General features: G+C 50.6%; 6 protein-coding genes. 3 read left to right on the forward strand and 3 right to left on the reverse strand.

What is annotated here, in order from left to right; all coding sequences use genetic code 11:
• Window positions 1-31 precede the first annotated feature (31 nt).
• Entirely contained in the window at window positions 32-1,981 is a 1,950-nt protein-coding gene (gene glgB / locus P2H89_RS12400; protein WP_275827149.1) for a 1,4-alpha-glucan branching protein GlgB, read from the reverse strand.
• 402 nt (window positions 1,982-2,383) lie between these two features.
• On the opposite strand from glgB, the gene P2H89_RS12405 reads away from it, so the two are divergent.
• Entirely contained in the window at window positions 2,384-5,164 is a 2,781-nt protein-coding gene (locus P2H89_RS12405; RefSeq protein WP_275827151.1) for a TonB-dependent receptor, read from the forward strand.
• A gap of 30 nt (window positions 5,165-5,194) precedes the next feature.
• Window positions 5,195-5,932, forward strand: a complete 738-nt coding sequence (locus P2H89_RS12410) for a GLPGLI family protein (protein ID WP_275827153.1) — start codon at window positions 5,195-5,197, stop codon at window positions 5,930-5,932.
• A 141-nt stretch (window positions 5,933-6,073) separates the two neighbouring features.
• Here P2H89_RS12410 and P2H89_RS12415 read toward each other — a convergent pair whose 3' ends face one another.
• Together P2H89_RS12415 and P2H89_RS12420 are read right to left on the reverse strand one after the other, a co-directional pair.
• On the reverse strand, window positions 6,074-7,951 hold the full coding sequence (locus P2H89_RS12415) for a glycoside hydrolase family 13 protein (protein WP_275827155.1): 1,878 nt from the start codon (window positions 7,949-7,951) through the stop codon (window positions 6,074-6,076).
• Window positions 7,952-7,990: 39 nt separating this feature from the next.
• Entirely contained in the window at window positions 7,991-9,376 is a 1,386-nt protein-coding gene (locus tag P2H89_RS12420; protein WP_275827157.1) for an MFS transporter, read from the reverse strand.
• 197 nt (window positions 9,377-9,573) lie between these two features.
• Between P2H89_RS12420 and P2H89_RS12425 the strand changes: the two genes are divergently transcribed.
• Entirely contained in the window at window positions 9,574-12,921 is a 3,348-nt protein-coding gene (locus tag P2H89_RS12425; RefSeq protein WP_275827159.1) for a hypothetical protein, read from the forward strand.
• Window positions 12,922-12,926: the final 5 nt, after the last annotated feature.

Below are 12,926 nucleotides of genomic sequence, written 5' to 3' on the forward strand. Positions count from 1 at the left end.
CATTCAAAACCCGCCAATTGTTATTGGTGCATCATTTAAGAACAATAATCCCCAACGGTGGCAAATGTAGATTTATTTCGTAGCGGTTTTCCTTTTTATCCACAAGGGAGGTTAAAATTTCGGGATTGAAGACATCGCCTGTTCCACCATACTGGCGCAGGTCGCTGTTGAAGATCTCCTTCCAGGCATCTTTGCCCGGCGCATACAGCTTCCAGTCGCGCCGCACTACCGGCGTGAGGTTGAGCACCACCAGCAGGTCGTCCGCAGGATCTTTACCCTTGCGGCGGTACACCATTACGCATTCCGGCCGGTGCGAGAGATCGACCCACTCGAAGCCGTGCGTATTGAACTGGTTTTCATATAAAGCTGGTTCTGTGCGTAGCAGGTTATTGAGGTCGCGCACACATTCCTGCAGGCTGCGGTGGCTTTCGTGGGCGAGCAGCCCCCAGGGCAGCTCCGTTTTGTAGTTCCATTCGGTGGTGGCGCCAAATTCATTGCCCATGAAGAGCAGCTTGCCACCCGGGTGCGTGAACATATAGCCGTATAGCGCGCGCAGGTTGGCAAACTTCTGCCAGTCGTCGCCCGGCATTTTATAGATCATCGGACTTTTGCCGTGCACTACTTCGTCGTGGCTGAGGGGCAGCATGAAGTTCTCATCGTAGTAATACATCATGCTGAAGGTAAACCGGTTCTGGTGGAACTGCCTTTCGAACGGATCGAGCTTGAAATAGCCGAGCGTATCGTGCATCCAGCCCATCATCCATTTCATCCCAAAACCAAGGCCGTCCATATACGTGGGTCGGGAGACGCCCGGCCAGTCGGTCGCTTCCTCGGCGATGGTTTGTACATCGGGGAAGTCGCGGAAGATGGTCTCGTTGAGGTCTTTGATAAAAGCGATCGCCTCGATATTGCCATCGCCACCAAACTCATTGGGCTCCCACTCCCCTTCTTCGCGCGAATAATTGAGCTTGAGCATGGAACTTACCGCATCCACCCGCATACCGTCGATGTGGAATTTATCGAACCAAAAGCGGGCGCTGCTGATCAGGAAGGATTTCACCTCTCCCCGCTTATAATTAAATATATAGCTGTTCCAGTCGGGATGGTATCCCTTGCGCATATCCGCATATTCGTAGGTGTGCGTTCCATCGAACATGAACAGTCCGTGGGCGTCGTAGGGAAAATGCGATGGCACCCAATCGAGGATCACGCCGATGCCGGCCTCATGAAAGGCTTCCACCAGGTGCATGAAGCCCTGCGGATCGCCGAAACGGGAGGTAGGTGCAAAGAATCCTGTTCCCTGGTAGCCCCAGCTGCCGTCGAAGGGATGCTCCGTGAGGGGCATGAGTTCCACATGGGTAAAACCCATGTCCTTTACATAGTTTACCAGCCGGTCGGAAAAGAAATCATAAGTATTATATCGTTCTTCATCATGCGCATCGGGCCGCATCCAGCTGGCGAGGTGTACCTCATATACGCTCCAGGGTGACTGGGTAGAATTATGGACAGCCCGTTTGCTCATCCAATCCGCGTCGTTCCATTGATAGCCGAGATCCCAGGTTATGGAGGCTGTTTGCGGGCGGCGTTCCCAGAAATTGGCGAAGGGGTCGCCCTTGTCCATTTTTCGGCCGCGGAAGCCATGTATATGATATTTATAGACTTCTCCTTTGGGCATATAGGGTATGAAGCCTTCCCAGATGCCGGAATTGTCGAGTCGTACGTAGAGTGGGTGCGATTGGTTATTCCAGTCGTTGAAATTACCGGTTACGGATACCCAGGTGGCGTTAGGAGCCCATACGGCAAAGTAATATCCGCTCTTACCCAGTACCGTAATTTCGCGTGAGCCGAACAGTTCGTACAACCTGTAATGGGTTCCATTCTGAAAATTAGCTATATCATCTGTGGTAAACAGGGAGTAATTCCATACCGGACGGGTGCTGTCTACAAAGTGAATATCCTCGTACTTCTTGTCTTTTGCCACGCTGGAAAATTTATTTAGAATTTATTTATGGAATCTTTAACGGGCTGCATCATACTGTATCCGCTGAACCTTTCGTTTGACCGGTGGTCAATGAAATGTGTTAAAACGACGGTAATCTTGTTTAGATAAAACTGATTATCCGGATTTTTGCACCTCAACGATACCAGTACCGGAAGTTCGTAAATATTTTCCAAGTATTTCCAAACCAAGTGGTGCTGTTTGTGCGTCAATTTGAAGGTTACTATTTACCCGTTTGCAGATGTACGTGCCTGGCTTGCAGATTATGATTTGACTCCAGTACTCCTGCGTGTAGTTTTACAAAGGCTCAGCGTATAGAGATAATATAAAATTAACACAGTCAAAAAAACTAAGCCAAATCACTATTAACCCAGCACAGAACCAATGCAAAAACTAACGTTGTTGCTGTTGATACTGCTTGTATCGGCGGCTTCCCTCTTTGCGCAACAGCCCACTCTTAAAGGTACAGTAATTGACACCAGCGAAAAGAAAAATCTTACCAATAGCGTGGTGGCTCTTCTCCGTAAATCCGACTCTGTACTGGTCACTTACAGCAGGACTGATAAATCGGGCCAATTCTCCCTTTCCAAATTCAAACCGGGCAAATATGTTTTGATGGTAACCCACCCGGCTTATGCCGATTACATGGATTCCATTGAGGTGAATGATGCTTCTCCCGTCAACCTGGGCAATATTGCCATGATCCTGAAATCGCAGCTGCTGCAGGAAGTGGTAGTATCTCACAAACTGAGTGCCATCCGGATCAAGGGCGATACCATCGAATACAAGGCCGATAGTTTTTATATGAAAGCCGGTTCTTCGGTAGAAGACCTGCTGAAGAAACTGCCCGGCCTGCAGGTAGATCGCAACGGTAAGATCACCGCCCAGGGCGAAACCGTGCAGAAAGTACTGGTAGACGGCGAGGAGTTCTTCAGCGACGACCCCACGATCGCCACCCGTGGCCTGCTATCGGATGCGGTAGACAAGGTGCAGGTGTTTGACAAGGCCAGCGACCAGGCCGCCTTTACCGGCATCGACGACGGCAAGAAGGTCAAGACGATCGACTTGAAATTAAAAGAAGATAAGAAAAAAGGCTACTTCGGGAAAGTGGAGCTTGGCAGCAATGGCGACAAGTACTGGAACAATAACTTTATGCTGAATGCCTTCAAAGGCAAGCGGAAATTCTCCGCTTTCGGCCTGATGTCGAGCACGGGTAAAACGGGGCTCGACTGGCAGGAGAACATGAGCTATGGCGGCGCTGGCGGCAGCTTTGACGTGAGCGACGGGAACTTCGCCATTTACGGCAACGACGACGACCTGTTTGATGACGGCCGTTACTGGGGCGAAGGACTACCCAAAGGATGGACGGCCGGTATCCACTTCTCCAACAAATGGAACGAAGACAAGCAACACCTGAATCTCAACTACAAATATAATAAGCTGAATACCGAAGCCTCGGGCCTCAATATCAGCAAATACCTCCTGACAGGTCCATCACAGAACGTCATTGAATCGGGCAATAACTACAGCAGCCGGACCAGGAATAAGGTAGATGGCATTTATGACCTCAAGCTCGACTCTCTGTCTTCGATCAAGGTAATAGCCGGCGGGTCGATCGGTAAATCGATCTCCTCGAATAACGGCCACACGGACATCCTGGATGAGAACGGCAAGCCCATCCGCATTATCGACCAGCGCTCGAACTCAGTGACCGATAACAAAGCCTTCAACGCCCAGATACTCTACCGCAAAAAGTTTAAAAAACAAGGCAGAACGATCTCTATTAACGTTCAACAAGATTACCGGCAAACTGAAAGTACGGGGTTCCTGTATGCCCTGAATGACTTTTATGACGAAAGCAGCAACAAGACCTCGCAACTGGTAGATCAGCAAAAACTGAACGATAATATCACTTCAACGACGAGTGGGCGGATCGCGTACACCGAACCGCTCTCGAAACGCGCTATCCTGGAATTCAATTACGGTATTGGCAACAACCACCGTCAATCCAAGCGCACAACCCTCGGTAAACTCGATCCCAACAACCCGAAATACGACCAGGTGGTTGACTCCCTTAGCAATGATTACGAGTTCAACGTTTTGAACAACACGGGAGGGATCAATTTCCGCTACTCCAAGCCCAAACGCATTTCCTTTGGCTTTGGTGCCAATATAGCCCGTGCCGACTTTGAACGGGTCGACATTAAGAGCAAACAAAACACCCGGTATAGTTTCACCAATTTCTTCCCCACGGCCAATGTGGAGTGGACCATGGGCTCTAATGGAAATATTCGTTTCAACTATTGGGGTTCCACCCAGGCGCCTACCATCGACCAGATACAACCAGTAAATGATAATAGCGACCAAACGAACTTTCGCGTGGGTAATCCCGACCTGAAACAGGCTTTCCGCAGCCGCTTCAACGTGAACTACAACAAGTGGAGCATGCTCTCTGAAACCAGCATCTGGGCAGGCTTCAGCTACTCGACCGTTCAAAACGACTTCAGCTCCATGACCACCATTACTGACAAGGGCAACCGGATCACCAAGCCGGTGAACGTCAATGGCAACTACAACCTGAATGGTTATTTTGAGTACGGCATCAAGATCAAAAAACTGAATGCCAATGTGGGGCCCACCCTCAACTTTGGAAAGAGCAGAAATGTGAACTTCCTCAATGGCCAGGAAAACATCAATAATAACTACAACGTTAGCTTTGGTTTCAGTGTGTGGATGCAAAAAGAGAAGAAATACCAATTAAGCATTCGCCCCAACCTGAATTATAATGAATCCAAAACTTCGCTGCGGAAAGATGTGGTCACCAAATTCTGGACGCAGAGCTATGATGTGGATGCCACCGTATTCCTGCCCTGGAAACTCGAGATTGGCTCTGATGTGAGTGTCAACATTCGCCAGAAGACAGACGATTTCGATCGTAACAACAACGTAGTAAAGTGGAATGGCAGGCTGGAAAGAAAGATCCTTAAGAAGGATGCCGGCAGGATCCGCTTCTCGGCTTTCGATATCCTCAATCAGAATATCGGGTTCAACCGTAGCATCAACAGCAACTTCCTCAATGAAAGGACCTATGATACTTTCAAGCGGTATTTCATGCTGAGCCTTCTCTGGAATTTCAATAAGAATGGTGCTGCACCCAATATGTAAACCGATTAACGAACCGAACAAACTTATTATATGCAATTCAGAGTACTGATCATAACGCTGCTCCTGTTTGCCGGCCTGCAAAGGGCCCAGGCGCAGCAGTTCATCACCCATGGCAAGATTGAATTTGAACGAAAAACAAACCAACATGCCTTCCTGGAAGAATCCAGCTCTTTCACAGAGGTGATCAAAAACGGCTATCCAAAATTCCACACGGCTTACTTCGACCTGTATTTCAAAAATGGGTTGACGTTGTATAAGGCGGGCAGGGAACCCGAGATACGGCAGCAGAAGTTATTTCAAACCTTCCCTTCTGAAAATACCATTCAAACCAACCTGGAGAATGACAGCATGATCACCCAGAAGGATATCATGAACGACCTGTATATCCTCAACCAATCTACCCGCAAGATCGACTGGAAGATCGGTAGCGAGATCAGGAAAATTGCCGGCTTCGATTGCCGCAAGGCGGTGGGCCGTATTATGGATTCGGTGGTCGTGATCGCGTTCTACACGGATGAGATCATTCCTTCGGGAGGGCCGGAATCGTTCAACGGATTGCCGGGGATGATATTGGGCCTGGCCATTCCCCGTATGCATGCCACCTGGTATGCGACTAAACTGGAAGTAATAGAAATTCCCGACAAAGACATTCAAGCCCCTAAGAAAGGAAAGAAACTAACGAACAGTGAATTTGATAGCAGGATGACGGAATTTGAAAAGGGCTGGGGAGATTTTGGTAAGCGTATACGACCGATGATCTTATTATAACTGCCTGTCGCGGCAGGCTTATTGGCTTCAAACCATCAGGATAAACAAAAAGGCAGTGTGATGATTTCACGCTGCCTTTGTTTTTATGAGTTGTCGTGAATGACGGTGCCGGCTTTTGTTGCCGCTGCTCCTTCTATCCTATTACTTCAGCTCCAGTACCCACTGCGTTTTGGCAGGAATCTTCAGGGTGCTACCCAGCGATAAGAATTCATTGGTGGCCACTTCCCTTGCTTTTGTAAAGCCCTTGAGTCGTTCTTCAAAGCGCGCCGTTGAGATCTCCTTTGTGTCGTCGGAGGGATTCATGATGCACATGACGGTTTGCTGAGCATCGTACCGGAAATAAACATACACGCCATCCTCGGGCACATATTGCATCAACTTGCCGGTTTTAATGGCCGACGAGCTTTTGCGAAACTGCGCCAGCGCACGCGTGTAATTGAAAAGATTGTCCTCATCGGAGGTGCGGCCTCCTGCAGTAAACTTATTGGCGGCATCACCCGGCCAGCCGCCCGGGAAATCGAGGCGCACCAGCCCGTCGGGATTGGCGTGGTTCTTCATCATCACTTCTGTGCCATAATACAATTGCGGTATGCCGCGGAAGGTCAGGAGCCAGGCGAGGCCGATCTTCAATTTCTTCACATCGTCATTGACGATCGATAAGAAGCGGCTGAGGTCGTGGTTATCGAGAAAGATGACCTGCTTCATTGGGTGTTTGTACACAAAATCGTTGGAGGCCGTGAGGTAAAGGCGGTTTACGCCTTCCGTCCAACCGAATGGTTGGTTCAAGGCTGGTGTTATTCCGTAGAGGTTCAACTGAAAATCGGTTACCGCAGGCAGGTTGCTTTTGAAAGGTATCTGGTATACGTTCTCTGCAAAGAAGCTTTGGTTGGGTATACCGTGTACCCAGGTTTCGCCAAAGATGTGCAGTGTAGGATATTGATCGAGCAGCGCCTTGTTGCAGCGGTTCATGAATTCGAGGTCGTTGTAGGCATAGGTATCGATGCGCCAGCCATCGAGCCCGAACTCTTCGGTGCACCAAATGGCGTGTTGTATGAGGAAGTTGGCGACAAAGGGATTCTTTTGGTTGAGGTCGGGCATGGAAGGCACGAACCATCCATCACTCATTTTCTTTTTATCGATCGCCGATACATAGGGATCCATCAACACCTGGTCTTTGTAGGTGGTATTGGTATAATTGGGCCAGAAGTGGAACCAACTGCTATCTGGCAGATCGCGGAAAAGGAAATGTTCTATACCTACGTGGTTGTACACGGCGTCCTGTATGAGCTTCATGCCGCGCTTGTGCAAGGCATTGGAGAGCGAATGGTAAGCGGCTGCACCACCAAGGCGTGGTTCGATGGTATAGTGATCAGTAGCGGCATAACCGTGTTCGGTACGTTGGGGCATATCGTTCTGCAATACGGGATTGAGCCAAAGGGCCGTAACGCCGAGGTCTTGCAGGTAATCGAGGTGGTTCTCGATGCCTTTGAGATCGCCGCCATGGCGGTCGAATATTTCTGCGCGGTTGAGGCTTTGATCACGCAATCCTGCGATGCGGTCGTTGGTGGGATCGCCATTGCTGAACCGGTCGGGCATGATGAGGTAGATGAGGTCTTCGCTGGTGATGCCCTGATTGCGTGTTTTACCGGTTTCGGGATTGCGGGCTTTGAGCTCGTATTGGATCTTCACGTGCTCGGAGCGAATAAAATTGACGATGGTAATCTCTTTAATGCCTGGTTTGGCGTTGGGGGCAATTTCCAGGTCGATAAAGAGATAGTGCCTTTTGACCTGATCGGGCCGATTGAACTTAAGCACCTTTACGTCGGGACTACCGGAAGACACACTGAATTGTGTGGAAGTAAGTCCTGTTGGCCGGTACACCATCAGCTGCAATTTCCGGTTCTTCATACCGGTCCACCAATGGGTGGGATATACTTTTACATCGGATTGAGCCCATGCGTCGGCAGTAAATAATAAGCAGCAGGCGGCCACAAGCCATTGGCAGGAAAACAACTTCATCAGGTTATGTTTATTTGAATGCGTTAAATGGCGGTTCGTTTACAGCAGGTCTTCTTTTATTTTATCCTTCACGATCAGGGCACAGACAAATCCGGCGAGCACCAATAACCAGCCGCCTATCTGCACGGCGAGCAGGCGATCGTTGCCAAGGAAGTTCTCCATGATCTTACCGAAGAACAAGGAGGCGATGATCTCGGGCAAAACGATAAAGAAATTGAAGATGCCCATGTAGATGCCGATCTTGTTTTCCGGCAGGTGGCCTGCCAGCATGGAATAAGGCATCGACAGGATGGAGGCCCAGGCTACGCCCACCATACTCATGGACAGGTATAGCATCGATGTATCGGTGACGAAGCCTACAGAGATCAATCCCAATCCCCCCAACAGCAGGCAAAAGGTATGGGTCATCTTACGACCGAATTTCCCTACCCAGAAGGGCAATGAAAATGCGAACAGAAATGTTACCAGGTTCAATACGGCAGAGGTGGCGCCTGCATGCTCTACGCCTTTTGTATACAGAATGTTCAGCGGCGATTGGTTGGGCGCCAGGGGATCGCCTTTAAAAAAATCCTGCGCTACGGCCGGACTATAATAAAACCACATGAGGAATAGGCCGGGCCAGGTGAGGAACTGTACGATGGCCAGGCGCTTCATCTGCATGGGCATATTGGCGATAGAATGGGTGATCTCTTTAACCGCGCCACTAAAGCCGGTGCCATGTTGTGCATTGAGTTTTTTCTTCCAGTCGGGATCAACCGGCGGGTATTCGCGACTGCGCAATACGGTGTACAATACAGCGCCCAGGAACATGATACCGCCGATATAGAACGACCACATGATGTTTTGGGGAATGCCACCGGCTACTTTGTCGCGGCTGATGTTGAGGTAATCGGCGAGTACGCCCGGCAGGAAACCGGCTATACAGGCCGCAGCCCCGATAAACATGCTTTGCATGGCGTATCCAAAAGCCCGTTGCTTATCGCTGAGGTTATCGGCTACAAAAGCGCGGAAGGGTTCCATACTAATGTTGATACAAGAGTCGAGTATCCAGAGTGTACCGGCGGCGATCCACACGGTAGGCGAATTGGGCATTACAAATAAAGCGAGGGAACTGAGGATGGCTCCTACGAGGAAGTAGGGCCTGCGACGCCCCCAGCGCGGGTGCCAGGTACGATCGCTGAGGTAACCGATGATGGGTTGTACAATGAGGCCCGTCATGGGCGCTGCGAGCCATAGGCCGGGTATCTGCTCGGGCTTGGCCCCCAGGTACTCGTAAATGACGCTCATGTTGTTCATCTGCAGGCTCCAGCCAAACTGGATGCCGAAGAATCCGAAACACATATTCCAGATCTGCCAGAAATGGGCTTTTGGCTTCGCTTCTATAGCTGTTTCCGTTGCGAGCGTAAGGGGTGTAGTTGGCTCCATAGCAATCGTTGTTTGTTATTGGCTGCGGAAAGATAGGAAGTTATTGTGTAATTAGTACACATACCTGAAATCATACTTTAAAATACGAAGAATGTGTATGAGCTGTGCAATAAGATTCTGTGGTTATAACCTGTGGCCCAGTTACCTGGATATCATTTTTTTATCTACCTTCCCTACCCTTAATCCCGACCACGCGTATGCGCCTGATCAAACAAACCACCCTTTACTTCAAAGAAGGCAATTCGGATAAAGTATATGAGATCGACCTATGTGATGTAGGTAATGACCGGTATGTGGTGAACTTCCGCTATGGCCGCCGCGGCGCTGCTTTGAAAGAAGGCAGCAAAACGCCGGTACCGGTTAGTTTGCCCGAGGCGGAGCGGCTCTTCAACGAGGTAGCCGATGAAAAGATCGCCAAGGGATATTCTGCCAGCGAAAGCAGCCAGCCAGCTGCCCCCAGGGGTAGTTCCTTTGCGTTGACTGTTTCTGCCCCCTTACCAGTTGATGTATCCTCGCACCCCGATGCCCGTGTACGCGCCATCCTGAAGAGATTGCAACAGGCTGCACAGGGCAATTCGGGCGGGCGCCAGAAGCCCTGGAAGCTGTCGCGCGTGATCTGGAAGGCAGGTCAATACAAGATCCGCGATGCAGCTCCCTTTATCGTTCAGTTATTTTCGAAGAGTGATAATCTTCATCAATATGTATGCACCTGGGCTTTGATCCGCAGTGGTCATGAAGCCGCTGCAGACGCTCTTCAATCGATCTATAAAGATCATCCCACGGCGATTGTTCGTAAACTGGCTGGGGCAGGGCTTTTTCCCTTGCTGCGCGATGCGGCCCTCGAACAGCATACAGCCAACTATCTAAAAGATATGCCGCAGGTGTTGCGCGATGCGGTGGCCGCACAAGCGGGCGCTACGGTGGAGCAGCTGCTGCTGGAACCAGCCGGTCAGGAGCCTGCTTACTTTGTCTCGATTGAAACAATCTATCTCTTATCAATCGATAAACGGTGGCTTCGTCCCGTGCTGAAACGGGTTTTGCTGCAGGCGCCATTTCGTCCCCACTATTTCAAACACCTGCGTTCGCTCTATAAACTGGCCGAACTGCTGGATGATTTTGAATTCACCGGTTTGCTGGGTTGCCAGCTCGAGCGTCAACCGGAGGCCTTCCGGCACCGGGTGCCATTAAAAGACCAAAATACCAAGGTACTGGTCGACGGGATGGATGCGATGGTCAACCCGCACAAGGAACTTCGAAAGAAAGACAGCCGCCTCGCTTATTCACAAAGAACCCGGTGGTACCTGCACCGCAGGATCCGCCGGCGGCTGCAGTTGCTGGGCAACACGGGCGATGTGAGTTATGTAAAACTGGCCACGGCCTTGCTGATCTCTTATAGCCGGAAGAAGGATTTCAAGGAAGCTTATGCTACTTCCAACTATCAGTGGGATGGCCGTCGGTACAATACGGTGGAGACCCGCTTTCCACAAAATGCCCAGGCTGTATTCCTGCATTATATCTTGAGCGGAGAGCACCCCGACCTGCTATTGGCAGGTGGACGTGTGTGGCAGGTCCGCAATACGCCTGCAGCACGCACGGCTTCTGCTTCTTCGACCCCTGCCAGCGGCAATAGTGGCGGGTTATTGAAGAAGATCGTTGGCCTGTTTGGCAAAAAGAAAACCGACTACCGGGCTGTTGCGGGTCCGGCGCCGGCGACGGGTGCACACGATATTCAATCGGTGCCCAATGAGAATGGTACTCCTTATTTGCATCTCTGGAACCAGTTACCGCAATCTTATGTACAACTGCTCATCGAGGCTGAACTGGAAGAAGTGCATGAATTTGCAGCGGGCGGTTTGACCGCGCATCCCGATTATCCGCAGCTGAAACAAAAGCTGGACAAGGATGTATACAAGAAGCTGTTGTTATCGCCCTACCCTATCCCCGCCCGATTGGGCTATACGCTGGCTGTGGAAAGGTATGCCGGTATTCAACCCGAAGGAGACCTGGTGGCTGCGATGCTGCAATCGCTGCATGCCGATGCGCGCAGCAAGGGTATGGAATGGGGCAATACCTATCAATACGCCTATGCTCAGCAGGTGGATTTTGTATCAAGCCTGCTCTTTTTACGCGAACCCGCTATCCGCCAGTGGGCGCAGCATTTCATCAACAACAATCATATCGGTACTGAGGTGCGCCTGGCTGCTGTAGGCAAGGCCATTGCCACGATCCTATCGATCGTAGCGGCTGATGCTGATACCGAAACTTATATTGGCAATGCCAAAGACAATATGCTGGCCTGGTTTGGCAACGAGGTAAAGCAGGTGCCCCTGCCAGTGATTGCCGATCTGTTGCTGCATCCGGTAGCACCGGTTTTATTACTGGGACTTCAGTTGCTGAAGTCCAACCAGCAACCTGTTACGGCAGATGCGCTAAGTGCATCGCTGATAGCCGGCTTGTTGCAACACGATTATGCTCCCGTGCGGGAGGCTGGTATTGACCTGCTTACCTTACAGGAGCCGGCGCGCCTGATGGAGTTCAGGCAGGAAGTACTGGCGGCCTGTTTATCGCAGCACGCCAATGTGCGCCGGCATATAGCGCCGGTGGTAGGTAAAATGGCGGGCTTTGAAAAGGCCTTCGGCGATGAAGCGGCTACCCTGCTGATGCCTTACTTGCTGCGCAAGGAGCCGTACGAAGGTATGCATGACGATATCGGGCGCTTATTGTGCCATGAACTGAGCAGTAACCTGCAAAACGCGAATAAGGAAACGGCGCTCAACCTGCTGTACGGTAATTATACTGCTGCGCAGAACGTAGGCGTGGTTATCCTGGAAAAATATACGCAACCCGATCAGTTGACCATTCCACAGGTCATTGCTTTGGGTGGCCATGAAAATATCACGGTGCGCCAATGGTGCTGGCGGTTTTATCAGCAACAAGCGGCCCGCATCCGGTATGAAAAAGAAACGGCGATCAAACTGTTGGAAAGCAAATGGGATGATTCCCGTGCTTTTGCCATGCAATACTTCCGGGATGCGTTTACGGAAGCCGACTGGAGTCCTGAAGCACTCATTTCGCTGGCCGACTCGGTGAAACCCGATGTAGAGTCCTATGGCCGCGAACTGATCACGCGCTTCTTCCAGGGCGAGCATGGTCATCAGTATTTATTGAGCCTGAGCCAGCACCCCAGTGAGAAGATGCAATTGTTTGCGACCAATTACCTCGAAAGGTTTGCGGGCGATGACGTGAGCAGGATCTCTTCGCTGGAGTTCTACTTCCGTTCGGTGCTTACCCGCGTCAACAAAAGCCGGGTAGCGAAGAACAGGATCTTTCATTTCCTGCTGACGGAAGGGCGTAAATCGGAAGAAGCGGCAAAGATCGTGAGCAACATTCTTTCGGATATTTCTGCTACTGCGGCGATCGGCGACAAAGCCAAATGTATTGACGTATTGATGCAGCTGAAAGCCCTGTACGAGGTGGAGACTCCCTTGAAAGTAAAACCCATCGAAACAAGAGCAGCAGCCAAAACCCTTAATCCTTTATCATAATCAGT

The organism is Paraflavitalea sp. CAU 1676 (assembly GCF_029223285.1).
GTDB lineage: Bacteria > Bacteroidota > Bacteroidia > Chitinophagales > Chitinophagaceae > Paraflavitalea.